Consider the following 23901-nt stretch of genomic DNA (forward strand, 5'->3'; position numbering starts at 1 on the left):
ATTTTTTTTATTTTATAATGAAAGTAAAAAACAAAATAAGGTGATCAGATTGGAATTTTTAAAAAAAATCAAAAAATCAAAAAAATTTATTGGCGACAAAATTACTCAAAAAGACATTGAATCATTTTGCTTTCCAACAAATAAAGAAAGCACATCATAGAAATTTGCTGGTAAAAATAAAAAACATGAACGATTTAGATACTACGATGCAGAAATGATCAATGATCACAAATTTCTTTACTATAATCAATTTCAAACAAAAATATTGGCTATAGATGTTGATGACATTTATATAGACAAATTGCCTTTAAATAATCCAGAGTCAAAATATGAGCCTGGTCTTGATAAGAACACATTCTGCGATATTCCGGCACCAAATTTTACTGTTTGTACTGGCAAAGGGCATTTTCAAGCTTTTTGGCGTTTGAAAAACCCGATTCCAATGCGAGGAGCTGCACGAACTCATGAGTACTATTCTGATGTGCGAACAAAATTAAACATCGCACTTAATGGAGATTTTGCATTTAACAAAAGGGGAAGTGCAAGAAATCCATTTTATAGAAATTATTGGGTTAGAAAATGGCATGACGATGAATACGAACTTAGTGATTTAAATTTGAACATCAATTTATTCACAAATGTATCAATTTGTGGATTGAACAAAATCTATGAACATGGTAATAGGAATATAGCGACTTTTTATCGTGCTCTTTATTATTATAAAAAAAATACAAATATTTCATTCGATGATCTTTTAAAGAAAACTATTTCTTGGCAACAAATGCAGGATGAAGAAAATCTTTCTCAACGAGAAAATATATCCATTATAAAGTCAGTTTTAAGAAATGGATACAAATATAAAATACGTGCAGATAGAAATTATGGCGCGATGAATTTGCCGAAAATCGATTGGAAAGCAATGACAGCAAGAAAACGCAAGAATGAGATCCGAAGAAGACAATCACTTGGAGCTCATTATGTTAATAAAAATCAAGTTATTAAAAATTCTAAAATTGTTCGTGATTACTTTAAAGCCAATCCTCACTCAAGCATCAAAAAAGCAGCTCGTGAGCTTAAAATGAGTCGTAATACTATCAAAAAATACTACCAAAAAAGTTAAATTATGATATGGGGGGGGTCAAAATGGTTAACAGGTATCTACGGTGGTGTTGTATACATAGGCCATATAACCTATATGATCTCACTCTCAACACCACCGTTTAAAATATGAATTTATAATTTCTTGATTTTGTAATTTGTATTTATGATTCTAAATATAAATCGATATCTATCATTTTACATGTAAAATATTTTTAAGAATCAAATTACAAAATCTTAGTCGTTTTAAGAATTATTATTATGTTTTAATTTTTGGAACAAACAATTCAAACAAATAATAATAAATAAGATTTTAAATATATAATCATTCTTTTAATAAACTGTATGATATACTGATTTATATTTTTATTTTTAATATATTTTGCAACAAACATCTTATAATCAAATTTCAAATTATAAATAAAATTAAATTTTATGTTTCAGATGATTAAAAAACAAAATAGAGCATCAAAAATTGATAACTTTTATTTATTAATACAATCTATTTTTAACAATATTGCAATCATTTTTAAAAAACTATTATCTATAATATTAAGTTAGAATGAATAACTTTTATATATGCATATATTTACAAAACATAAACTATATCTCTAGATCAATTCAATAAATAAAAATAACATATCAAGACAATTTACTATACAGATTACCAGAAACACATTAATAGAATCTCGAATTTCGAGGTTTATTTTACTTTGAAAAACAAAACAAACATGCTGAAATGACTGTTTTTCACCTGAAGAGATCCTTGTAATTTAGTATTTCTGTTGTTTCCATGCAATAAGAAACAAGAATTTCATATGTAACCTACGATTAAAGCTATTGATTTGCAATTTGTAAGGAACGAATGCAGCCACCGAAGTGACTCGTTTTTCAAGAGATTTCGCATTGCAAGTTTTTTCTGAAACTCTCAAACAAAAAATAAAAATGATATTCATCCGTCTCCATACTCAAAAGCATTTTTATATTTCCGTTTGTAGTAAAAAATATTTATCGAAGTATTGTAATCAATCCAGAACCTAAAATTACTAAAGATGCAATATATGACTTTCTTCGTTCCAGTCGTTTTAGCTGGAGAAGATTTCTTTTGGCCTGGGGGCTTCAGTCTCATGAAATGATTGATGAATTGACGAGTAAGGCACATAATCCAGTACTTATCTTTGATGATTCAACAATATCACGTCCCAGGTCAAAAAATGTTGAGCTTTTGGCCAAGGTTTTTGATCACACAACAGGGAGGTACCTGAAGGGTTTCAGAATGCTCACCATGGCCTAGTCTGACGGATCGACACTACTACCTCTTGATTTTGCCCTTCTCTCGTCGACAAAAAAGAAAAATCGATACCAAAAAGCTGCTAAAAATCTGGATAAGCGAACGTGCGGAGCCAGAAGACGACAAGATGCAGTGACCAAGGCCACAGATCTGATTACCCCTATGATCGAAAGAGCATTACGTGCTGGAATCAATACAAAATATGTCCTTATGGACAGCGGGTTCGGAGTGCCATCTTTGATTGCCAAAGCTCGCAAGCATTTAGATGTCATCTGCATGGTCAAACGGACCCCAAAAATTCATTATATCTTCGAGGGACAAGAACTCAACGCGATTCAAATCTATCGTAAAATCAGAAAACGCCGGGGGAAAGCGAAAGTTCTCGCCAACGCTCAAGTTCAGATGAAAGATGGAGGCACGGCAAAATTGGTTTTTGTCCGCAACCGGAGCAAAAAAGATTGGCTTGCATTACTGTGTACAGATAAAAATCTTCCGGATGAAGAAATTGTGCGTATCTACGGTCGGCGCTGGGATATTGAAGTTTTCTTCCGTACGGCCAAACAGCATCTTGAATTGGAAAAAGGATGCCAGAGTAGTGATTTTGATGCGCTCATCGCTCACACAAGCATTGTAATGGTTAGATATATCTTTCTCAGTATAGAAAACGTCGGGCAGACGATCCAAGGACTCCGGGTATCCTATTCCATCACTTCTGCGAGGAAGCTGTGGACTGCCCCCCTGATTGAGGCACTCGGCAGAATTCTCGGCGAAATCGTAGAAAATCTTCATAAAATCAAAGCAGTGCCCGCGAATATCCGCAACAAAATTTTGGCAATGATTCAAGAAAATATGGATAGTTTTGCCAGCGAAAAAAACGTTTATTGCCAATAAAAACATGTGTTTAATTGCTAACGCTTAACACCGAAAGTCGAGTTAAAATGTATAAAAAAAGGGCCATCAACCCTCTCTCCCTCTGGATCAATGGCCCTTTTCTTCTTTTTCTCACATCTGGAAGTTGCTATCTTTCGGCTGGATTAGTTTGCTGTACACCCCGCTTTTCTCCTTCAAGTCGTTTTGCGAGTCTATCAGCGCGTAAATGGGCGTATCTTGCAAGCATTTGTAAAGTTTTATGCCCTGTTATTCCTTTTATTTCCATCACGTCCAAGTCAGTGTTCTCGAAAAGTCGACTGGTGGCTTCATGGCGAAGATCGTGGAATCTCAGATTTTTGATATTCGCTTTCAGGCATGCAGCACGAAAATTTTTGGAAAGTCTCCCTTTGGACAATTGAAACACCCGTCCATGGATAGGGATGGTTTTGTCCGGAATGAGCTCCTTGAGAATTTTGATAGCTTTGGGTGACAAGGGGACAGTCCGGGCTTCGCCGTTTTTTGTGTGCGGTAAATAGGCGGTTCGGGTTTCAAAATTCACTCTGTCCCAGGTAAGCGTTACAATTTCTTCACGCCGCATGGCAGTTTCCAGTGCAAACTTGATAATGGGCTTCAAGCGTTTTGAAGCATGTTGCAAAAGCAGAGTTTCTTCACTCATAATTTTTCCATCAACTTCAACTTGCCGCTTCAAACGCCTATCCCTTCCTTGCGGAATTTTTGGCTTGGTCATTCGCTTTACAGGATTAGATAGGGAGTCCATGCCCCAGTCTTTTCTTGCAACCTCAAAAATCTTGGAAATCAGTGCCAGGTCCAGCCTGATAGTGTGGGCTCCTACCCCCTCTGCTTCCCTGGTTTTTATGTATTCGATAAGATGTTTCGTCCTGATCGAAGCCATAAACTGTTCGGCCAAGGGATAGTTGAGCAAATGATTGAGCCGACTTTCTTCCTTCTTTGGATGTGCATATCTCGGTATGTACTCTTCCCTGAATCTCTCGATCACTTCTCTGAATGTTGAGCATTCTGCTTCCTTTCGCGACACAAAAACACCTCGATCCATCTCGGACTCGATCTCTCTTGCCCAAGCTTCAGCATCACCTTTTGTCTCAAATGTTTTTGTTTGCAACGGCCAGCCTTTCCGTCGAATTTTGACTTGCCATTGTCCTTTGCCGCGTTTGGTGAATGTCGCCATGGGTTCCTCCAGTGTAGCTTGGTTGTCCCAGGAGAAGGCCGTTGTCCCAAAATTGTCCCAAAAAGGCGATCAAGCACAAAAAAAGAGGTTAGATTTTCATCTAACCCCTTGTTTTTACTGGTGCGCCCGGCAGGATTCGAACCTACGACCCTCTGATTCGTAGTCAGATACTCTATCCAGCTGAGCTACGGGCGCGACAGGAGAGGTTTCTAGGGAGTGGGGTCCATTTAGTCAAGAAAAAAATTGAAAAAATATTTTTTTTATATGAGGACATCTATTATTTCAGATGATGTCATGCACCGGCGCATGACAGATTCCCGCGCCAGACGGAGCTCAAAGCGCATTCACCGGAGATGGAGAAAGTTCATCATGAAACTGGGAACAAAACTTTTCTTGGGCATTTTCGGCATCGCTTTTCTGGTTTCAGGAGCAACAGGCTCCTACTTCTATGTCCAGGCACGAGATGCCGTGATGCAGACCCTGCAACAGGAACTCAAGAGCACGGCGCGCTCGGCCGCCCGCCTCATCAATGGCCGGGCCCTTGATAGCCTGCAGACCCCGGACCAGGCCGACTCTCCGGCCTACAAGGATATTCAGCACATTCTTCAGGCCGTGGTGGATTCCAATCCCGATTTTCTCTACGCCTATACCATGCGCCTGGTAAAGGGCGAAGTCCGTTTTGTTGTTGATTCTCCTCCCTCGGACGACAATGGGGACGGCAAGATATCCGACGACGAGCTTCCCCAGGACATTGGAGCCTTGTATGACGATCCAGCCCCCAGCCTGCTCAATGGATTTCTCAAGCCCAGTGCCGATGACCAACCTTATGAGGATGAATGGGGATGGACCCTTTCAGGGTATGCGCCCATTTTCGATGATGCCGGACGATCCGTGGGCCTTCTGGGTATCGACATGAGTCTTGATCAGGTGGCTGCCAAACTCAAGGCCATTGAGCGAGCCGGAATCTTTTCCCTGGGCATCACGGCTGCCCTGGCCTGCATCCTCACCTTTTTCTTCAGCCGCCAGGTGGTCAAACCCATCAGATCCCTTCAGCAGGCCTTTCAGGACGTGGCCCAGGGAGACTACACCGTACATCTCAAGCCCTCTTCCCGCGATGAAATGGGCGAGCTGGTGCGCCACTTCAACCTCCTTGTGACCGAACTCAAGGAAAAAGCGCTTATGAAGTCCCATTTCGGCAAAATCGTTCCCCCGAAAATCGTGGAACAAATGCTTGCCTCGGATTTCAAACAGAACAGCGAAGTGGTCAACGTCACGGTTCTTTTCTGTGATCTCAGGGGATTTACCACCATGAGCGAAAACCTGCCTCCTTCCATGCTCGTGGGACTTTTGAATGAATATTTCACCGCCATGGTCCAGATCATTGAATCCCACGGAGGCATGGTTGACAAATTCGTGGGAGACAAGGTCATGGCTGTTTTCGGTCATCCCGTTCCCCTGGCCAACGAACAACAGGCGGCTCTGGATGCCGCCCGGAAAATGCTCGCCACATGCGATGCCTTGAACCAGAAACTCTGCCTGACGGGCAACTTCAAACTGGTCAACAGCATTGGCATGCATTCGGGCCCGGCCCTGGCCGGGATCATCGGGTCTCCGGATCGCTCCGAGTACACCCTCATCGGTGACAGCGTGAACGTGGCGGCCCGCCTGGAAACCAAGACCCGTCAGCTTGACACGCGCCTGGTTATTTCGGCTGACGTGGCCAAGGGCCTGGACACCATACCCTCCGACCTGGTTGCCAAAGGGGCCCATCAGGTGCGCGGTCGTCACGATCCCATTGAAATCCTTGCCCAGAAGGATATTGAGCATTGACATTTTCTGTTTCGTGATAACACATATCCCCTTGCATCTGCACCTGGCCGATGAATTGTTCTTTTCTGCCCGGCACATGCTGCAACAACACGCTCATGAATACCTGATACAGGTTTGATGGAGGATATAATAGAGTGACACAGGAAATGCACGGGACCACCATTCTGGCGGTCAAAGACAAAAACGGTGTTGCCATGGCCGGTGACGGTCAGGTTACCCTGGGCCAGTCCATTGCCATGAAACATGGAGCCAGAAAGGTTCGCAAGGTGTACAAGGACAAGGTTCTTGTTGGTTTTGCCGGGGCCACGGCCGATGCCTTCACCCTTCTGGAACGCTTCGAGGCCAAACTGGAAGAATTTGCTGGCAATCTGCTTCGGGCCAGCGTGGAACTGGCCAAGGACTGGCGCATGGACAAATACTTGAGACGGTTGGAAGCCATGCTTCTGGTTGCCGATGCCGAACATGTGCTCATATTGAGCGGCACAGGGGATGTTATTGAACCCGACGACGGCGTAGTAGCCATTGGTTCGGGAGGTCCTTATGCCCTGTCCGCTGCCCGGGCCCTGGTGCGCAATACCCAGTTGCCGGCAGAGGAAATCGTGGCCAAGTCCATGGCCATTGCTGCCGAACTTTGCGTTTTCACCAACGACAACATTATTGTCGAAACCGCACCCCAAAAGAAGTAACGAGGATTTGCATGAGTACCCTTACCCCACGGGAAATCGTTTCCGAACTGGATAAATTCATCATCGGACAGAAAGAGGCCAAGAAGATGGTCGCCATTGCCCTGCGCAACCGCTGGCGCAGACAGCAATTGTCCGATGCCCTGCGCGATGAGGTCGTGCCCAAGAACATTATCATGATCGGGCCCACGGGTGTGGGCAAGACGGAAATCGCCCGCCGCCTGGCCCGCCTGGCCGGTTCGCCTTTCTTCAAGGTTGAAGCCACCAAATTCACGGAAGTGGGCTATGTGGGCCGGGATGTGGAGTCCATGATTCGTGATCTCATGGAAATCGGCATCAACATGGTTCGCAAGGAAGAGGCCGAAAAGGTCAAGGTCAAGGCCGAGGCCAACGCCGAAGAACGGTTGCTGGATCTGCTCCTGCCCGCCAAAAAATCCTCTGGCCCCCAGGCCAGGTACGGAACCAGCACCCCGGCTCCGGGAGAAGCCATTCCCCTGGACAACGGAGAGGACTCCACCCGGGAAAAACTGCGCAAACTCTGGCGCGACGGGAAGTTGGATGATCGCATGGTTGAAATCAATGTGACCACCTCCGGCGCCAATGTGGAGGTCATGGCCATTCCCGGCATGGAAGGCATGGAAATGCAGATGCAGGACATGCTCAGTCGGGTCTTTCCCAAAAAACGCAAATCCAAGAAGGTCCGCGTCAAGGACGCCTATGACATCCTGATCCAGGAAGAAAGCGAAAAACTCGTGGACATGGACAAGGTCACGGAAATCGCCAAGGAACGGGTGGAAGAATCCGGCATCGTGTTCATCGACGAGATCGACAAGATCTGTTCGGGAGGCCAAGCCTCCACCAAGGCCGATGTCTCCCGCGAAGGCGTGCAGCGCGATCTCCTGCCCATTGTGGAAGGTTGTGTGGTCAATACCAAGTACGGCATGATCCACACGGATCACATCCTGTTCATCGGAGCCGGAGCCTTTCACATGTCCAAGCCTTCGGATCTGGTGCCCGAGCTCCAGGGTCGCTTCCCCCTGCGGGTTGAGCTCCGCGCCCTGACCAAGGAAGACTTCTACCGCATCTTGACGGAGCCCCAAAACGCCCTGACCACCCAGTACATCGGCCTTCTGGCCACGGAAAATGTGGAAATCCAATTCACTGACGAGGCCCTGCTGGAACTGGCCGCGTTCGCCCAGGAAATCAACGAGGAAACCGAAAACATCGGTGCCAGACGGTTGTACACCATCATGGAAAAGATCCTTTCGGACCTCTCCTTTGATGCCCCTGACAGATCCGGTGAAAAGGTGGTCATTGATTCCGAGTTTGTGCGCGAACAACTCAAGGACGTGAAGGAAGACAGGGATCTGTCGCGGTACATTCTCTAACACATCATTGCCCGACACGTGGGGGATTCCCCTGCCCCCACGCCCTCACCATATCAGCCAACAAGGAGAACAAGGTGGAGCAGGATATTTCCAAGGCCAGGGTCTTACTGGAGGCCCTGCCGTACATCCGTGAATTTTATGGTCAGACCGTGGTCATCAAGTACGGCGGGCACGCCATGAAGGATGAACACCTCAAAAAGAGTTTTGCCCTCAATGTCATCCTGCTCAAATATATCGGGATCAACCCGGTCATAGTCCACGGGGGCGGCCCCCAGATCGGCAACATGCTCAATCAGCTGGGCATTGCCTGCCAGTTCAAGGAAGGCTTGCGGGTGACGGATCAGGCCACCATGGACGTGGTTGAAATGGTGCTGGTGGGCAAGGTGAACAAGGAAATCGTCAACCTCATCAACCTCAACGGCGGCAAGGCCGTGGGCCTTTCGGGCAAGGATGGAGAAACCATCCGGGCCAGAAAACTGGAAATGGCCGTGCAGCATGATGACGCTCCACCGGAAATCATTGATCTGGGCAAAGTGGGCGAGGTGGTGAACATCAAGACGAGCCTCATTGGCACCCTGGAACGGGAAGGATTCATCCCCATTATCGCCCCGGTGGGCGTGGATGATGCGGGCGAAACCTACAACATCAATGCCGACTCGGTGGCCTCCAGCGTGGCCACGGCCCTGCAGGCCAAGAAACTGGTCCTGCTTACGGATGTGCCCGGCATTCTGGATGAAAACAAAAATCGCATCTCAACTTTGGATCGCAAGAAAGCGGCCAGGGCCCTTGATTCAGGCATCATCACCGGCGGCATGATCCCCAAGGTCAAATGCTGCATGGAAGCTGTCGAGTCAGGAGTGGAAAAGGCTCACATTCTGGATGGCCGTCAGGAAAACTGCATCATTCTGGAAATGTTTACCAAGGGCGGCATTGGTACGCAGATCGTGGCCGGATAAACGGGCTGTAGCGACCAATTCCCATAACAAGGTCCAGGGCAAATGCCTTGACAGCACGAGGTCATACGTATAATCGGTTCTCCTCGTTTTTACGAGAACATGCCCCCGTAGCTCAGGCGGATAGAGCACGGGATTCCTAATCCCGGTTAGCCCAGGTTCGAGTCCTGGCGGGGGCACCACAAACCAGCAAAGGCCAATGGGTAGCTACCCATTGGCCTTTTGTGTTTCGTTGTCCGGCAGCCTTCACTGCCAAAAGCCTTCACAAACAGATCATCATCCTTCCGGCTGGACAATGGTCCCGTTGGCCAGCATTTCCTCCATCTGGGCCACGTCCTTGTCGCCACGACCCGAGAGGTTGACCACGATAATCTCTTCCCTGCCCAACGTGGGGGCAAGGTTCATGGCATGGGCCACGGCATGGGCGGATTCCAGGGCCGGAACAATGCCTTCGGTCCGGGACAGGGCAAAAAAGGCGTTCACCGCATCCTGGTCGCTGGCCGTAAAGTATTGGGCCCGACCCATATCCTTGAGAAAGCTGTGCTCCGGGCCCACGCTGGGGTAGTCCAGGCCTGCGGCAATGGAATAGACAGGACCGGGTCCGCCTTCATGGTCCTTGATCATGTAGGAATTGAAGCCGTGAAGTATGCCGGGGGTTCCCGTTGTCAGGCTGGCCGCATGATCCCCGAGGTTCATGGACCTGCCCGAGGGTTCCACCCCGTGGAGCTTGACTTTCTCGTCCTTAATGAATTCCGCAAACATGCCGATGGCGTTGGACCCCCCGCCCACACAGGCCACAAGATAATCGGGCAATCTTCCTTCCTTTTCCAGAATCTGTTCCCGGGCCTCCTTGCTGATCACCGACTGGAAATATTTGACCATGGTGGGATAGGGATGCGGGCCCACAGCCGATCCCAGCAAATAAAAACTGTTGTCAATATCTCCAACCCATGCCGCAATGGCCTCATCCACCGCCTCCTTCAGGGTCTGCTGACCGCTCATGGCCGGTACCACCCGGGCTCCGAGCATCTCCATGCGAAAGACATTGTGGCGTTGACGCTTCATGTCTTCGGCACCCATGTAGATGGTACACTCCATGCCCATGAGGGCGGCCGTGGCCGAGGTGGCGACCCCGTGCTGGCCCGCTCCGGTCTCGGCAATGATCCTTTTTTTGCCCATGCGCTTGGCCAGAAGAATCTGACCAATGGTGTTGTTGATCTTGTGCGCGCCCAGATGATTGAGATCTTCGCGCTTAAGATAGATTTTTGCCCCGCCCAGCTGGCTGGTCAGATTGCGGCAAAAATACAGGGGAGTGGGACGACCCGAATAATCCTTGAGATAGGATTCAAATTCCCGGACAAAAGCGGGATCTTGGATGCTGGCTTCAAAAGTGGCGGCCAACTGGTTCAAAATGACCTTGATGGGCTGGGGAAGGAATTGTCCACCGTACTCGCCGAAAAATCCATCGGCCCCGGGATTGGATTGCATGTCTGCCTCCTTGGTTGGTCTGGGCAGTGCAAATGCGGGCAAACAAAAAAACCGCGGTCAGTTTGCACTGCCGCGGTATTGTTTCAGGGATTTCCTTGTTTCGATCTACGCCATACCGAATTGCCGCGGCTCTGTGTACCAGAGCCACCACCAGGAACCAATGTGCAGGGTATGGGAAGTCGTCATGTTCATATGGGGTTTGTGACCAAGATTCATGGACATGTCAAGAATATGCAGCCTGTTTGCCGGGTGAATCAGATCCCGGCCCCCTGCTCGTAACTGGCTTCCATGGGGCGTGATTGGCGGATCTGCGCACCAGCCGGAATATCCCGGGTAATCCAGACGTTGCCGCCAATGGTTGCCCCTTGGCCCAGACGCACCCTTCCCAAAATGGTTGCCCCGGCATAAATGGTCACATCATCCTCCACAATGGGGTGCCGGGCCAGACCCTTGACCAGGGAGCCGTCCTTGCCCTTGGGAAAACTCTTGGCCCCCAGGGTCACTCCCTGATAGATGCGCACGTTCTTGCCGATGATACAGGTCTCGCCAATGACGGTCCCGGTTCCATGATCAATGAAAAAATGCTCACCAATGGATGCCCCCGGATGAATGTCGATCCCGGTTTGGGAATGGGCCATCTCGGAAATGATTCTCGGAATGATGGGCACACCGAACTTGTACAGCTCATGGGCTACCCGGTGATGAATCAGGGCACTGATGGACGGATAACAGAAAATGGTCTCCCCCGGAGTTTTGGCTGCCGGATCGCCCACATAGGCAGCGTCAACATCAGTGGTCAGCAGATGACGGATGCGGGGCAAGGCATGAATGAATTCCCAGGCAATATCATGGGATTTGGTCTCGCAACGAAGACACTCGGGCCCGGGCTGTTTGCGACAGACAAAACATTCTCCGCGCAGAATCTGCTCTCCCAAAGAACGTTGCACTCGGTCCAGATAGCCTCCGATGTGGTAACGCATGGACGTGGAAGAAACATCCGAGGGTCCAAAATAGCCCGGGAAAAGTACGCTTCGCAGGTCATGGACAAGGGAGGCCAGAATATCCACCGAGGGCATGGGGGCTTCCCCGTGCTCACGCAGACAGACTCTGCTTCCTGTATTCTGTTGGCACAGGGCCTGAACAACAGCATCTATATCGTTTTGGGGCATAGGGGCATTGTTTTCTTGAGTCATTATGTTCCAGATGAATGGTATGGGTTAAACAGGGAACCGGCCTGACTCCCACAACCCGTTTTCAGAACAAAACCGGTGTCATCATGCGCTGTCTTCCAGGAGAGGCAGGTGCGCATGCCCAAAGGGGGATGAACCAGGATCGCAACAAAAGGCAATCTGTTGGCCCTACATTTCTCCAAAAAGAGCCGTACTCAGATAGCGTTCACCTGTATCGCAGACAATGAACACGATGGTTTTCCCCTGATTTTCCGGCCTCCTGGCCAACTCCATGGCCGCATGGCAATTGGCTCCCGAAGATATCCCGCAGACAATACCCTGCTCACACATGAGTTTCTTGGCTGCAGCAACCGCATCTTCGTTGCTTACGGGAACAATCTCGTCAAGAAGGTTTTTGTCCACCACCTTGGGCACAAATCCGGCACCAATGCCCTGGATCATGTGCGGTCCCGGAGCATTGCCCGAAAGCACGGCCGAATCCTCGGGTTCCACGGCAACGATCCGGATCTGGGGATTGCGTTCCTTGAGATACCTGCCCGTGCCCATGATGGTCCCACCGGTGCCCACGCCTGCCACCAGAATGTCCACACTTCCATCGGTATCTTCCCAGATTTCAGGCCCTGTGGTCTCATAATGCATGGCTGGATTGTCCATGTTGTCGAACTGCATGGGCATGAACCCTTGGGCAGAGGCCTCCAGCAGCTCCTGGGCCCGTTCAATGGCCCCCTTCATGCCCTTGCTGGCCGGAGTCAGTACCAGTTCAGCCCCCAACCCCTTGAGCATTTTCCGACGCTCAATGCTCATGTTTTCGGGCATGGTCAGAATGAGACGCAACTTTTTGACCGCACAGACAAAGGCCAGACCAATACCCGTGTTCCCACTGGTGGGCTCGATGATGACGGAATCAGGACCAATGTCCCCGCGGGCCATGGCCGCTTCAATCATGTGCAGGGCAATTCTGTCCTTGACGGAGCCGCAGGGGTTGAAAAATTCCAGTTTTCCCAAAACCTGTGCCCCGCTTTCCACAGCCGTGTTCTGAACCCGTACCAGGGGTGTTTTCCCCACCAGGTCCAGCATGGAATCAGCAATATTCATTATCATTCTCCCTTGTTGCAACAAGGTGGTCTTGTACCTGAAACCCCTGGCAACCCTGCCATGATCAGGCAACATGGTGCCTCGTCGCATTGTTTCAACTATACCACCACAGGAATACTTCAACCCGATGGCCGGGGTTGAATCCACCCGATCCATGCCCCAATGGGCAACGGATGCGGATCAACACACGCCCTCATCCCTGGGCAGGCCCTGAAAATTAACGACAAGTGGCTCCCTGTCAAATACTCATGGTCCCGGGAACACATCGGCCAAAACTCAATGACATCATCCTCATGCTCTTGAAATGCGTCACAGGGTAACCCGATGAGCATATACATGCCACCAGGAAGTTATGTCTTCCCTCAACATCATCACCAAGGGCTCAAGCGACCTCAAAGCCGTGGCCCTGATCTGTTTCATCATGACCTTCAGTGTGGCCCTGTTCTCAAGGTATCTGGAAAGAGTATTCAACATCGGATCCATCTGATCACCTCATCCCATCAATGGGGAACGATCTTCTCATACCGTTCGTAGTAGCCGAGCAGTTCCCCCCTCTCATCACGTACGGCCCGCATGTACGTGTACTTGCCGTCTTTGTTCGATATGCACTCTTCCTCAAGACCTTCCTGCATTCGAGCCCAAACCATACGAATGGTTCGACACGAGGCCGGATTGTGGTAGTCGAACAAGGAGTTTCCAACAAGTTCGCCTCCACCGTATTTTTGCAACTGCACACAAGCTGCGGGATTCATATACCGAATAATGTGTTCTGCATCGACGAAAACAATCGGCTCCATCAGGCTATTCAGCAAACATTCACAAACCTGCCCGTCCATCAATTTCCTCCTCATCACCTCTGCAATCAACAAGAACATGCGCGTTACCTCATCCAGAGGTCACGCGCATGCAAGTCATGCTCACAATGATGAAATATTGCCAGGATTACCGGCAACATACAAGCATCTCTTTGCCCCTTTTCTCCAAGAAAAAGAGGCATCCTTTTCAGCCAACATAGCACACGATAAACCCGGCGTGTATGGACCATCTGCCCATATGCGCCGGGTTTTTTACATGCCCCTTTCCTTTGGAAATATAATGCGTTGGCCGTTACAAGATCTGGCCCAGAAACTCCTGGGTCCGCTGTTGCTCAGGGTGATTGAAAATGGCCTCTGGAGTCCCGAATTCCAGGATGGATCCCCCGTCCATGAATCCGACCGTGTCGGCCACCTCCCGGGCAAAACCCATTTCATGAGTGACTACGATCATGGTCATCCCGTCCTCGGCAAGATTGCGCATGACGCTTAAGACTTCACCCACAAGTTCCGGATCAAGGGCTGAAGTCGGTTCGTCAAAGAGCATGGCTTCAGGCTCCATGGCCAAGGCCCGGGCAATGGCCGCGCGCTGCTTCTGCCCACCGGAAAGGGTTTGAGGATAAGCATCCTCCTTATCGGACATCCCCACTTTGGCAAGATAGTGCCGTCCGATCTCAACTGCTTCCTTTTTCTTCATTTTTTTGACCTGGGTGGGACCCTCAATGACATTTCCAAGAACGGTCATATGGGGAAACAGATTGAAATTCTGAAACACCATGCCCAGCCGGGCGCGCAGCTTGTTGATGTAGCCCTCGTCCTCTGGCACATCCTCCCCGTGAACCCTGACAACGCCCTTTTCATACGTTTCCAGACGATTCACGCAACGAAGCAGAGTACTCTTTCCTGAACCGCTGGCCCCGATGATAACGATGACATCCGAGGAATCAACGGTCATGTCCACGCCCTTTAAGACATGATGTTCGTCAAACCATTTGTGAAGACCACAAATTTCAATGGCTGGTTGCTGAAGGTTCATGTGTTCTCCTTGCTTTACCCGGCCTGACTGACATTAAGGCGGGTTTCAATCCGGTTAAACAGCCAGGTGAATATCCCTGTGTACACGAGATAGAAAAAGGCTGCGATACTCAACATTTCCATCATCATGAAATTGGATGAAGCCAGTTGCTGGGATTTGAGCAGCAGTTCGTTGATGGTGATGGCACTGGCCAGAGACGAGTCCTTAAGGGCAATAATAAATTGATTGCCCAAGGCAGGAACAGCCCGCTTAAAGGCCTGGGGCAAAATGATTCTGATCATGGCCCGCATATAGGACATACCGATACTCCGGGCTGCCTCCATCTGTCCGCTGGAAACCGAGACAATGGCCCCACGAAAAATCTCCGCAATATAGGCCCCGTTATGAAGCCCGAGAGCCAGAACCGCTGAAGGCAGTGCTTCCAGTCCAACAAGCCCGCGCATGCCAAAATAGATGAACAGCAACTGGAGTAAAAGAGGTGTTCCCCTGATGAGATAAATATAAGCAAGCGTCGGAAACAGAAATATCCTACGCTGCGAAATCCGCATAAATGCCGTGATAAGGCCAAGAATAAGACCCAATCCGATACCGAGAACGGTTATCTCAATGGTCATCCATGCAGCAGGTAAAAAATAGGGAAAGTATTCTGCCAGCACTGTAAAGTCATAGTACATTATAAATTAATCCTTTTACTTAACAGTAATATCAACCCCAAGCCATTTTTGACTCAATTTTGAAAGCACTCCTTCAGCATGCATATCCTCAAGAATGGCGTTGACTTTTTCCCGGAGGGTGCTGTCGGACTTGCGAAAAGCCACGGCAATATCCTCACTGCGAATAGGATTGCCTACAAGTTTGATCTTAAAGCCACCATTATTCATGGCATTGACCCCCACGACCCTGTCGGTGATGACCGCATCAATGACGCCATTATTGAGTTCCATAAGGGTTTGGGTGTCGTCTTTGTACAGACGGACCTCTCCGGCACCCAATTGTTTAGCATCCTCTTCAAAGGTGGTGCCGGTCACAAGCCCGATGGTTTTGCCCCTGAAGGCCTGGGGTGTGGTTTCAAGTGCGTCTGCGCGAGCCATGACCTGGGCACCTGAATAATAATATGGTACGGAAAAATCGACCACTTCCTGCCGTTTGGGGGTTACGGCCATGCTGCCAAGAATCCCATCATAAGTGCCTGCACGCAGACCTTCGATGATCCCGCTCCACTCGGTGGTCACCGGTTTGAGCTTTACATCCAGTCGCTTGGCTATTTCTCTGGCCACATCCACATCAAATCCCACCAATTCGTTCATGTCATTGTAAAAATTGAACGGAGGATACCCTCCGCTCATGGCAAAGCTGATCACCCCGGCTTTCTTCACTCGTTCGAGTCCGTTTTCTTGTTCATTGGAACATGCACCAATACATAAAGACATAGATACGATAATGGCACAAAGAAACCATGTGTATTTCATGATAACTCCTTGTTTTGAAGATATGAACTCACTGCATGAAAAAAATTTTACAACATACTGTTTTCCATACAGGAGATTCCTTTATGGTCTATCTACGGTTTTTCGAGCATGAGAATACAAACAGGAACCACTCTTCAGGACAAGGTGATAAATGGGGGAGGAATCGGGTAGAGGGGCCTACCCAATGGGAAGCAAATGATGAGACTAACAATCACTATCCAGATCGTAAGGATTGTTTTCTCTTGCCTTGAATGTCCCGGAAAAACAGGCTCTTCTCAAGGGCAACCTGCGTATTCACCCCTGATTGAACGACAAGGACATGAAAGGGTACACCACACAACATGATGTACCCAGAATCAACATCTTGATTTTTATGGGAGGAGAAACATCAGAGTCACAGAAGACCCCATGGGCCTTTGCAGGACAGAGGGCAGTGAATGAAAAACAAAGGGCACAGTCAAAACATCATCCCGAACCTGATCCGGGATCTTGGATAAAAAGACGACAGATTCACATCAGAGAGAATTTTCATGTGGTCCGATACCCAACCTTGGCCCGAGACCACGGAAAAGATCCCACAAATGGTCTGAAGTGCGGGTCAATACAGGTTGTTGTTTCCATCAGGATGCACCCAGATACCCCTGGCTGTTCAAAAAGGCATACAGAGAAACACGTTTTCCCCGGATACCCAGTTTCTTACGGATATTTTTGCGATGGGTCTGGATGGTATCAAAGGATGAGCCCAGCAATTCACCGATTTGCTTGCTGCTCTGGCCAGCAGCTATAAGTTTGGCGATTTCCAGCTCCCGGGGGGTCAGGGTGAGGACAAGGGCGTCCAGGGGATCAGCAGGATCATGGGTGACAGCAACGAGACGGTCCTTGAGCAGGCCGTAGTAGTCTTCACGTACCTCAGGACACTCCTCCCGAGCCATTCTGTCCAGGGCAGGCAGGATCTGATCCTTGACCTGTCTGGAAATCTCCTCACGCAAATCCTGTTTTTCCTCTTCAACGGAATTGAGCACATTACGCAGCGTCACATTCATGCCTTCGACCTGGGCCTTGCTCTTGTGCAGGCCCTTTTCCAGGGTGTTAAGTTCTGACAGATCCCGCAGAACAAGGTGATAAACACGCGAGGCATTGAGATCCACCCTTCTCAGAGTGAGCTCCACGGGAAGCCGTTTGTCCATACCTTCCAGAACATGCATCTCCCTGGTCCAGGATTTGCCGGGCCGAAGGGTTCGCATGGCCTCGTGGAGGATGTCGGGGTCTGCCGGGCGGATGATCTCGAGGCAGTTCTTGCCCGGAGAATACGATTCCTTGTACAATGCCTTGGCGGCATCATTGGCTGAAAGCACACGCTGCTTGGCATCCACCAGAAAGGTCGGATCCGCAGTGGTCTCGAACAGGGCATGAAAAAGCGCCATGCTGTCATCCCATGCAGTGATGTTATCGGACAACCGTTGCTCGTAGGCGCCGCACAAATCCATGAGCGGAGAGTTGCTGGTGACCACGACCACGAATCCCCCGGAAGCACAAAAATGCTCGGGCAAAGGTACGATACGCAGGCAAAAGCTCTCGCTTTGATGAGCCGAAAAAATCTCCTGAATATCCTCGGGAGGATATTTGGCAAGCAGCTCGGAAATGTCATTTACCTTAAGGCCGAGAACCGACCAGACCGTCCTGCCTATCACATGATCCGTCTTGAAAAAGGTAGATATGGGCCCCTTGGTGCCCACAATGAATCCGGCAGCATCAACGTATAGAACTACGTCACAAAAATCTTCGACAACCGTGGACAACTCAAGGGAAAAAACATCGTTGGAAAGAGAGGAAGAGGACATGACGTGGGGGATATTCTTGGGCAGCTCTATGACAGATCGAAACAGAGCACCATTCCGGATTTGATTCGAAACCTTATGAACTTGGCGTTGCCTTGACGTTTTGGACACGCCCTTGGCCTTCACGAATGCGGTCTAGGCCGCGAATAGCGACAAAGAACGAATTTGATTTGAAAAAAACAGTTTTTTTTCACAACATGAAACGGAAAGGCAGTAAAAATGAAAAGACATCTATCAATTACAACACACTGGAATAACATACAGAAGAATCGCAAAAAAATGAAAGACTGTTCCGGCAAGGACAAACAGGTGCCAGATGGCGTGATTGAATTTCAGGCTCCGCCACACATAAAAAATAACGCCCAGGGTATAGCAAAGCCCCCCGGCAACAAGCAGCTTGATTCCTCCCGGAGGCACAGAGGCCAACAAAGGTTTGGCCGCTACGACCACAGCCCACCCCATGCCCAGATACAGCCCGATTTGAAGCGTACGCCATTTTCGAAAGGGGGAAAGCTCGATCGCTATACCGGCAACAGCCAGGCACCAAATGGAGACAAAAAGGGTCCATCCCCACACGCCGTGCAGACTGACCAGAGTAAACGGGGTATAGGTTCCGGCAATCAGCAGAAAAATGGATGAATGGTCCAGCACCCGCAGGACCATCTTGACCCGGGGAAGGGGAATGCCATGATACAATGTTGATGCCGTGTACATGATGATCATGGTCCCGCCGAAAATGCTCACGCTGACAATATGCCACCCATTGCCAAAGGCCGTGGCAAATGCGGTCAATACCCCCAGCCCGGCAATGGAAAAAAGAACGCCCAGACCATGAATGACGCTGTTGGCAATCTCCTCGGTCAGGGAATATCGGAGAGTCAGAGAGGATGTATCCATAAAGATCTCCCATTGATGCTGTTTCGATCCAAGCAGCCGGTATTGGCGTCCCGGCATGAACCGCGTATACAAAGAGTTTACATCTATGCCCAAGTATTCGCACAAAGGCAAGCACTCACCACAAAACAACACCTTTCCCACCACGCGTATTCCCCCATATTTCTTGTGAAGACAGACCATGACCTGATCGCCCGAGCCTCGAAATCATGACAACCAGCATCCCTGTTTCATGCACACAACACGGAACACCCATTGGCCCCGACCCGGGATTTGAAGCAAACACTTCCTATTGCCCGCACTGGCCACAAGGAGTACAGGCTTCCCTTCCGTAAGGCAAAGAAGAATACAAACATATGCCTACCAGGGGAGTATCATGAGCGACACCCGAAAACCCATGCATTTCTGGCAAGATCATTCTGACAATTATATCAAGATGGCCTTCAGTTACGAACGGAGCAAACGCATTGAAAACCCCGACGGGTACGGCAGGCAGACCGGACAGTGCGGGGATACCATCGAATTGTTCCTGCTCATGGACAACGACCGCATCAGCCAGGTAACCTTTGAGATTGACGGGTGCCTGCATACCCGTGCCACGGCCAATACGGTTGCCATCCTCAGCGAGGGCAGACGCCTGGAAGAGGCGTGGGATATCCACCCGGAAACCGTATGCAACTATCTTGAAACCCTGCCCAAAGACCATTTTCACTGCGCCGAGCTGGCTGTGGGTGCCCTCTACCTGGCGCTGGCTGATGTGGAGCACAAGCAGGCCGCACGTCTGAAATAAGGAAGCATCTCTCTGCTGCTTCCACGCACAAGGGGCCAAAACATGGTGTTTTGGCCCCTTGTGCGTGTGCTGTTGCGTCCTGTGAGCCCCCAAGGCCCTGAAAACTATTTCATGTTCACGAACTGAAACGGCTGCTCAAAGCCCCCTTCCCTGACCAGACTGATCACGGCCTGCAAATCATCGATCTTTTTGCCGGTCACCCGGACCTGATTGTCCTGAATGGCGGCCTGGACCTTGAGTTTGGCTCCCTTGATCAACTTGACCAGTTTCTTGGCCGTTTCCTTGTCAATACCTTCCTTCAGGCGGACCTGCTGCTTGAGCTGCCCCTTGGACGTTCCTTCAGGTTCGCTGAAATCCATGATCCGTGGGTCAATCTTGCGCCGCACACAATGGGCACTGAGCATGTCCCGCAACGCCTTGATCTTCATCTCATCCCCGGTGAGGATGCTGATCCGCTTGTCCTTGCGATTAAAGGTGATTTCCGTGGTCACGCCCCGAAAATCATACCGGGAATCGATTTCTTTCTTCACGTTGTTGATGGCATTGTCCACTTCCTGCAAATCCACCTGGCTGACAATATCAAAAGACGGCATGTCTGTTTCCTCCCTATAGATAGCAATATTCTGCAATTATATCCTTACATCTAACGTCAACCCTGATCAGCACCAGGCCCTGCCTGGCCTGTTGATTGGCTCCCGGGCTGTGAAACAACCCTGCCAATGCCATCAGGGGGCACACTCGATCAGGCAGCGCGCAGCCTCATAACCGCAACCTGCCGAACACCTTACCCTTCATCGCTGGTACAGACTTCCACGGCTCCCCGGAACAACCGGACAGGACTGATCTCGATGCCCAGTTCTTTTCTGAACCGTTGGACAATCCGGACCTCCTGGGGGGTAACCAGGGACAAGGCACAGCCCTGGGCCCCGGCACGGCCGGTTCTGCCCACACGGTGCAGGTAATCCTTGCTGCTCGACGGAATATCCACATTGAAAATGTGGGTCACATCCCGGATATCCAATCCCCGTGCTGCCACATCCGAGGCCAACAGCAGGCGAACCCTGCCCTTTTGCAAATCCTCAATGCCCTTTTGACGACTGAGCTTGTCGTGAGCTCCGTGAATGTCGGCCACAGGAAGCTTGTGATAACGCAGCCTGTCGGCAATGATTTCTGCGGTTCTGTTTCTATGCACAAAGGCAATGGCCCGATGGGGATGAAGGGCATGCATGAGCTTTCGCAAAACATCACCCTTTTCCCGTTCCTCGCATACAAGATACTGATGGCTGATGGTCGAACTGACCTGGTTGGCATGCACATGGATCTCGATCACTTCAGGCGCCAACACCTTCACTTCCCGCAGACTTACCGGCTGCACCGTAGCGGACACGTACACAAGTCGTCTGGACCGTGATGTGCGGGCTATGAGATCCCGGACCTTTTCGGTTGTGTCGCCACCCAGCAACCTGTCCACCTCATCCACCACAACCGTAGTTATGGTATGCCCATTGATCTTTTTCAAATCCATCAGATGGAGTATCCTTCCGGTCGACCCCACAATGAGATGCGGCTTGTGCTTGAGCCCTTCAATCTGGCGTTTGACAGCAACCCCGCCAATGAGGGCCAGGGTGCGAACCCCCATGCCGGAAGATTCAGCCAGTTTCTTGGCCTGCCTGAAAATCTGCATGGCCAGTTCGTGGGTGGGAGCGATAACCATGGCCTGCACGCTCTTTTGCCGGATATCAATGTTCTGAAAGAGTGGCAGCAGGTAGGCCAGGGTCTTGCCCGTACCTGTGGCCGAGCAGACATAAACGTCCTTTTTCTGCAAAAGAACCGGAATGGATCGTTCCTGGATGGGCGTGGGCGTGGTGATACGCTCGTCCGCAAGCCCCTTGACCAGTTCTGGGGCAAGTCCCAATTGTTCGAATGTCATCATGTTTCCTTTTTGTGCAACTGATCATTTGTCGGCAAGGCCGCACAGCATGAACCCCAAAATGGGTTGACATTTTTCCGTGCATGCCGGGTAGAACCTTCCATGCTTCTTGCTGCCCGAACGGTTTTCAAGTCCCCAATAAAATTCGGCAATACCCAAGGGAATCCATTGATTGTGCACGGCATGGTTGAGCAATTTTGGGGCACAACAATCTCCGGTGCCCGTGGGCATGCCTCCAGGCCCCTCAAAAACATCCGCCATCAACCGCGTTTCTCCGCGAAAATTGGAAACCGTATACAATCCATGAATCTTTTTCATCAGGCCTTTTGAAAGGGCCCGACGCTTGTTCACCAGATCCCTGCGCAAGGGGTCATCATCCGAAAGCCCGGCAATGGTCCTGCCAAGTTCCTTGATGGTGCGTTCCACCGGTCTGCTGATCCGGTCCATTTCACTGGTATCCACAAGGGGACCAACCCAGCCGTCCACATGCCATATGCCATTGTATTGACCGGAAAAAGCCTTGGCACAACCAACCTGTCCCCGATCATCCACATATTCCATGACCCCGAACATCTGCCCCCGGGCCGGACCAAACAGATAATCTGTTGTCAGCCTCGGGTCAGCCTGCTTTGGGGGAACATGCCAGTCAATCCGTTTTGTTTGCTCCAGCTCGAGCATCAATCCCCGGCACAGGTCGCGGGCATGGCCCATGGGAAGAGTGTGTACCTGCTTGCAGCGTCTGCACCATCCATAGCACGACCCCAGACGGGTTGCATGCTCATTATTCGCTTGTTCCGGGCACATAGGCTTCCACTCGATTTCGTCCCTTTTCCTTGGCCATGTAGAGGGCCTGATCGGCCATGCTGACGAGCTGCTCATCGGAAAGAGCGTGTTTGTCGGGATAGGATGTTGCTACACCAAGACTCATGGTGACCACGCCCCCCTTGAGTTTTTCATGGGGTATTTCCAGGCCGAGAATGTTGTTCCGGATTTTTTCGGCCACAAAACAGCCTCCCTGAAGCGAGGTATTGGCAAGGATGGCAACAAATTCTTCACCACCATAACGTGCACAAAAATCTCCCGGGCGATCAAGACTCTGCTGAAACGCATGGGCAACCTTTTTGAGACACTCGTCACCTTCCCGGTGCCCATAGGAATCATTGTACCATTTGAAATGATCCACGTCTCCCATGATCACCGTAAGGGGAGTCTGCTCCCTTTGACTGCGATCGCATTCGTTTTGCAGCCGTTCCATTAAACTGCGGCGGTTGGATATGCCGGTCAGGCCATCTGTATGAGACTGCTGTTTGATGGATGCATAGGCATGTTCCAGCCGGCCACCCAGTAAAACAATACCGAGCAAACCGACCAGCCAGATGCTCACATGCCCTATCTGCAAGGCAACAAGGGAAATCTTCGGGACAAAGGGCAGGGTCACACTGATGCCACCGCGTATATCTCCCTGCGCATAGCCCTGCTTGGCATGACAGGACAAACAGGACTTTTCCGTACGCAGCGCCCCCATGTAAAAAAAAGAACGATGGCCGTCTTGCACCATGACCCGACCGATCTCCCGGGTTCCGTTATCAAACAGCACAAGGCCCTCCCGCTCCAAAGGGGTCGGCCGATTTTCGGGCCGTAACGGATTCAGGCTGGTAATATGGAAGCGAACCCATTTTTCCTGCTCGGACAAGGTGGAAATCTCTCTGGTCATGAATGCAGGATTGAGCTTGGTCAACGTCAAGGTCGCATTGAAGTGCAGATCACGATGAGGATCTTCAAGATATATGTTGGGGCGGGTAGACTCGGTCACGGGCACATAGACGCCGTTATGCAGAGCGTTCCACCGTCTTGTGATCAGGATCTGATCAAAAAAGCTCCGGGCCGTTTGCAACGCCAGCCGGAACTCCACCTTCCTGGCACTGTGATAGCTGAACAGAAACGAAGCTCCAATAAAACAGGACCAGATGAGAGCAACGAGGACAATCCGCCTGGACACCATGCATGCTTGAAAATATGTGATCATCTTGTCCCGGATT

At 49.9% G+C, this 23901-nt stretch carries 20 protein-coding genes, 2 tRNA genes and 2 pseudogenes; 9 read left to right on the forward strand and 15 right to left on the reverse strand.

The window, feature by feature from the left end:
* Window positions 1–187: 187 nt before the first annotated feature.
* A pseudogene (locus DPF_RS08045) lies at window positions 188–1120 on the forward strand (replication initiation protein); the annotation flags it as partial.
* A 1284-nt stretch (window positions 1121–2404) separates the two neighbouring features.
* Window positions 2405–3280: pseudogene (locus DPF_RS08050) on the forward strand (IS4 family transposase); the annotation flags it as partial.
* Window positions 3281–3407: 127 nt separating this feature from the next.
* On the opposite strand, the gene DPF_RS08055 reads toward DPF_RS08050, so the two are convergent.
* Window positions 3408–4466 carry a site-specific integrase gene (locus DPF_RS08055; RefSeq protein ID WP_069858891.1) on the reverse strand — a complete coding sequence of 353 codons (1059 nt, stop codon included), beginning with the start codon at window positions 4464–4466 and terminating at the stop codon, window positions 3408–3410.
* A gap of 118 nt (window positions 4467–4584) precedes the next feature.
* Window positions 4585–4661 (reverse strand) — tRNA-Arg (locus DPF_RS08060).
* 174 nt (window positions 4662–4835) lie between these two features.
* Between DPF_RS08060 and DPF_RS08065 the strand changes: the two genes are divergently transcribed.
* The 5 genes from DPF_RS08065 to DPF_RS08085 all read left to right on the forward strand — a co-directional run bounded on the left by DPF_RS08065 (window position 4836) and on the right by DPF_RS08085 (window position 9502).
* On the forward strand, window positions 4836–6296 hold the full coding sequence (locus tag DPF_RS08065) for an adenylate/guanylate cyclase domain-containing protein (protein ID WP_069858893.1): 1461 nt from the start codon (window positions 4836–4838) through the stop codon (window positions 6294–6296).
* A gap of 146 nt (window positions 6297–6442) precedes the next feature.
* The gene (gene hslV, locus DPF_RS08070) at window positions 6443–6982 is read left to right on the forward strand and encodes an ATP-dependent protease subunit HslV (RefSeq protein ID WP_069858895.1); all 540 of its coding nucleotides are present in this window, start codon (window positions 6443–6445) and stop codon (window positions 6980–6982) included.
* Between the two features lie 11 nt (window positions 6983–6993).
* Window positions 6994–8367 carry an ATP-dependent protease ATPase subunit HslU gene (hslU, locus tag DPF_RS08075; protein WP_069858896.1) on the forward strand — a complete coding sequence of 458 codons (1374 nt, stop codon included), beginning with the start codon at window positions 6994–6996 and terminating at the stop codon, window positions 8365–8367.
* Between the two features lie 74 nt (window positions 8368–8441).
* Window positions 8442–9323: an acetylglutamate kinase gene (gene argB / locus DPF_RS08080; RefSeq protein WP_069858898.1), complete on the forward strand. Its 882-nt coding sequence runs from the start codon at window positions 8442–8444 to the stop codon at window positions 9321–9323.
* 101 nt (window positions 9324–9424) lie between these two features.
* Window positions 9425–9502: transfer RNA gene (locus tag DPF_RS08085), tRNA-Arg, on the forward strand.
* 94 nt (window positions 9503–9596) lie between these two features.
* On the opposite strand, the gene trpB is transcribed toward DPF_RS08085, so the two are convergent.
* The 3 genes from trpB to cysK form a co-directional block, all read right to left on the reverse strand.
* A complete protein-coding gene (gene trpB, locus DPF_RS08090; RefSeq protein ID WP_069858899.1) occupies window positions 9597–10808 on the reverse strand; it encodes a tryptophan synthase subunit beta in 1212 nt (403 codons plus the stop codon).
* 254 nt (window positions 10809–11062) lie between these two features.
* Window positions 11063–12001 (reverse strand): serine O-acetyltransferase EpsC, encoded by a 939-nt coding sequence (gene epsC / locus DPF_RS08095; RefSeq protein WP_069858901.1) that lies wholly within the window; start codon window positions 11999–12001, stop codon window positions 11063–11065.
* A gap of 165 nt (window positions 12002–12166) precedes the next feature.
* Complete coding sequence (gene cysK / locus DPF_RS08100; protein WP_069858903.1) at window positions 12167–13093, reverse strand: cysteine synthase A; 927 nt, start codon at window positions 13091–13093, stop codon at window positions 12167–12169.
* A gap of 352 nt (window positions 13094–13445) precedes the next feature.
* On the opposite strand from cysK, the gene DPF_RS14380 reads away from it, so the two are divergent.
* Window positions 13446–13580, forward strand: coding sequence for a hypothetical protein (locus tag DPF_RS14380; RefSeq protein ID WP_269433413.1), 135 nt, complete (start codon window positions 13446–13448; stop codon window positions 13578–13580).
* 13 nt (window positions 13581–13593) lie between these two features.
* On the opposite strand, the gene DPF_RS08105 is transcribed toward DPF_RS14380, so the two are convergent.
* The 6 genes from DPF_RS08105 to trhA all read right to left on the reverse strand — a co-directional run bounded on the left by DPF_RS08105 (window position 13594) and on the right by trhA (window position 19145).
* Window positions 13594–13968, reverse strand: coding sequence for a PAS domain-containing protein (locus DPF_RS08105; protein WP_083254568.1), 375 nt, complete (start codon window positions 13966–13968; stop codon window positions 13594–13596).
* Window positions 13969–14200: 232 nt separating this feature from the next.
* Window positions 14201–14941: an amino acid ABC transporter ATP-binding protein gene (locus tag DPF_RS08110; RefSeq protein ID WP_069858905.1), complete on the reverse strand. Its 741-nt coding sequence runs from the start codon at window positions 14939–14941 to the stop codon at window positions 14201–14203.
* Window positions 14942–14955: 14 nt separating this feature from the next.
* Window positions 14956–15615, reverse strand: coding sequence for an amino acid ABC transporter permease (locus DPF_RS08115; RefSeq protein WP_069858907.1), 660 nt, complete (start codon window positions 15613–15615; stop codon window positions 14956–14958).
* Between the two features lie 15 nt (window positions 15616–15630).
* Window positions 15631–16410: an ABC transporter substrate-binding protein gene (locus DPF_RS08120; RefSeq protein ID WP_069858909.1), complete on the reverse strand. Its 780-nt coding sequence runs from the start codon at window positions 16408–16410 to the stop codon at window positions 15631–15633.
* Between the two features lie 620 nt (window positions 16411–17030).
* Entirely contained in the window at window positions 17031–18251 is a 1221-nt protein-coding gene (locus tag DPF_RS14385; protein ID WP_069858911.1) for a LuxR C-terminal-related transcriptional regulator, read from the reverse strand.
* Window positions 18252–18482: 231 nt separating this feature from the next.
* Window positions 18483–19145: a PAQR family membrane homeostasis protein TrhA gene (gene trhA / locus DPF_RS08130; RefSeq protein WP_069858913.1), complete on the reverse strand. Its 663-nt coding sequence runs from the start codon at window positions 19143–19145 to the stop codon at window positions 18483–18485.
* Window positions 19146–19518: 373 nt separating this feature from the next.
* Between trhA and DPF_RS08135 the strand changes: the two genes are divergently transcribed.
* Window positions 19519–19932 carry an iron-sulfur cluster assembly scaffold protein gene (locus DPF_RS08135; RefSeq protein ID WP_069858915.1) on the forward strand — a complete coding sequence of 138 codons (414 nt, stop codon included), beginning with the start codon at window positions 19519–19521 and terminating at the stop codon, window positions 19930–19932.
* Window positions 19933–20036: 104 nt separating this feature from the next.
* Here DPF_RS08135 and DPF_RS08140 read toward each other — a convergent pair whose 3' ends face one another.
* The 4 genes from DPF_RS08140 to DPF_RS08155 form a co-directional block, all read right to left on the reverse strand.
* The gene (locus DPF_RS08140) at window positions 20037–20525 is read right to left on the reverse strand and encodes a YajQ family cyclic di-GMP-binding protein (RefSeq protein ID WP_069858917.1); all 489 of its coding nucleotides are present in this window, start codon (window positions 20523–20525) and stop codon (window positions 20037–20039) included.
* 191 nt (window positions 20526–20716) lie between these two features.
* Window positions 20717–21862 carry a DEAD/DEAH box helicase gene (locus DPF_RS08145; protein ID WP_069858919.1) on the reverse strand — a complete coding sequence of 382 codons (1146 nt, stop codon included), beginning with the start codon at window positions 21860–21862 and terminating at the stop codon, window positions 20717–20719.
* Between the two features lie 24 nt (window positions 21863–21886).
* Window positions 21887–22573 (reverse strand): hypothetical protein, encoded by a 687-nt coding sequence (locus DPF_RS08150; RefSeq protein ID WP_231702156.1) that lies wholly within the window; start codon window positions 22571–22573, stop codon window positions 21887–21889.
* A gap of 70 nt (window positions 22574–22643) precedes the next feature.
* Entirely contained in the window at window positions 22644–23888 is a 1245-nt protein-coding gene (locus DPF_RS08155) for a sensor domain-containing diguanylate cyclase (protein ID WP_069858923.1), read from the reverse strand.
* Window positions 23889–23901: the final 13 nt, after the last annotated feature.

The organism is Desulfoplanes formicivorans (assembly GCF_001748225.1).
Taxonomy (GTDB): Bacteria; Desulfobacterota; Desulfovibrionia; order Desulfovibrionales; family Desulfomicrobiaceae; genus Desulfoplanes; species Desulfoplanes formicivorans.

Bases quoted from the DNA above. Each gene is read 5' to 3' on its own strand.
- DPF_RS08055 (WP_069858891.1), bottom strand. From the start codon at position 4,466: ATGGCGACATTCACCAAACGCGGCAAAGGACAATGGCAAGTCAAAATT.
- DPF_RS08065 (WP_069858893.1), top strand. From the start codon at position 4,836: ATGAAACTGGGAACAAAACTTTTCTTGGGCATTTTCGGCATCGCTTTT.
- hslV (WP_069858895.1), top strand. From the start codon at position 6,443: ATGCACGGGACCACCATTCTGGCGGTCAAAGACAAAAACGGTGTTGCC.
- hslU (WP_069858896.1), top strand. From the start codon at position 6,994: ATGAGTACCCTTACCCCACGGGAAATCGTTTCCGAACTGGATAAATTC.
- trpB (WP_069858899.1), bottom strand. From the start codon at position 10,808: ATGCAATCCAATCCCGGGGCCGATGGATTTTTCGGCGAGTACGGTGGA.
- epsC (WP_069858901.1), bottom strand. From the start codon at position 12,001: ATGACTCAAGAAAACAATGCCCCTATGCCCCAAAACGATATAGATGCT.
- cysK (WP_069858903.1), bottom strand. From the start codon at position 13,093: ATGAATATTGCTGATTCCATGCTGGACCTGGTGGGGAAAACACCCCTG.
- DPF_RS14380 (WP_269433413.1), top strand. From the start codon at position 13,446: ATGTCTTCCCTCAACATCATCACCAAGGGCTCAAGCGACCTCAAAGCC.
- DPF_RS08105 (WP_083254568.1), bottom strand. From the start codon at position 13,968: ATGTTCTTGTTGATTGCAGAGGTGATGAGGAGGAAATTGATGGACGGG.
- DPF_RS08110 (WP_069858905.1), bottom strand. From the start codon at position 14,941: ATGAACCTTCAGCAACCAGCCATTGAAATTTGTGGTCTTCACAAATGG.
- DPF_RS08115 (WP_069858907.1), bottom strand. From the start codon at position 15,615: ATGTACTATGACTTTACAGTGCTGGCAGAATACTTTCCCTATTTTTTA.
- DPF_RS08120 (WP_069858909.1), bottom strand. From the start codon at position 16,410: ATGAAATACACATGGTTTCTTTGTGCCATTATCGTATCTATGTCTTTA.
- DPF_RS14385 (WP_069858911.1), bottom strand. From the start codon at position 18,251: ATGTCCTCTTCCTCTCTTTCCAACGATGTTTTTTCCCTTGAGTTGTCC.
- trhA (WP_069858913.1), bottom strand. From the start codon at position 19,145: ATGGATACATCCTCTCTGACTCTCCGATATTCCCTGACCGAGGAGATT.
- DPF_RS08135 (WP_069858915.1), top strand. From the start codon at position 19,519: ATGAGCGACACCCGAAAACCCATGCATTTCTGGCAAGATCATTCTGAC.
- DPF_RS08140 (WP_069858917.1), bottom strand. From the start codon at position 20,525: ATGCCGTCTTTTGATATTGTCAGCCAGGTGGATTTGCAGGAAGTGGAC.
- DPF_RS08145 (WP_069858919.1), bottom strand. From the start codon at position 21,862: ATGACATTCGAACAATTGGGACTTGCCCCAGAACTGGTCAAGGGGCTT.
- DPF_RS08150 (WP_231702156.1), bottom strand. From the start codon at position 22,573: ATGGGCCATGCCCGCGACCTGTGCCGGGGATTGATGCTCGAGCTGGAG.
- DPF_RS08155 (WP_069858923.1), bottom strand. From the start codon at position 23,888: ATGATCACATATTTTCAAGCATGCATGGTGTCCAGGCGGATTGTCCTC.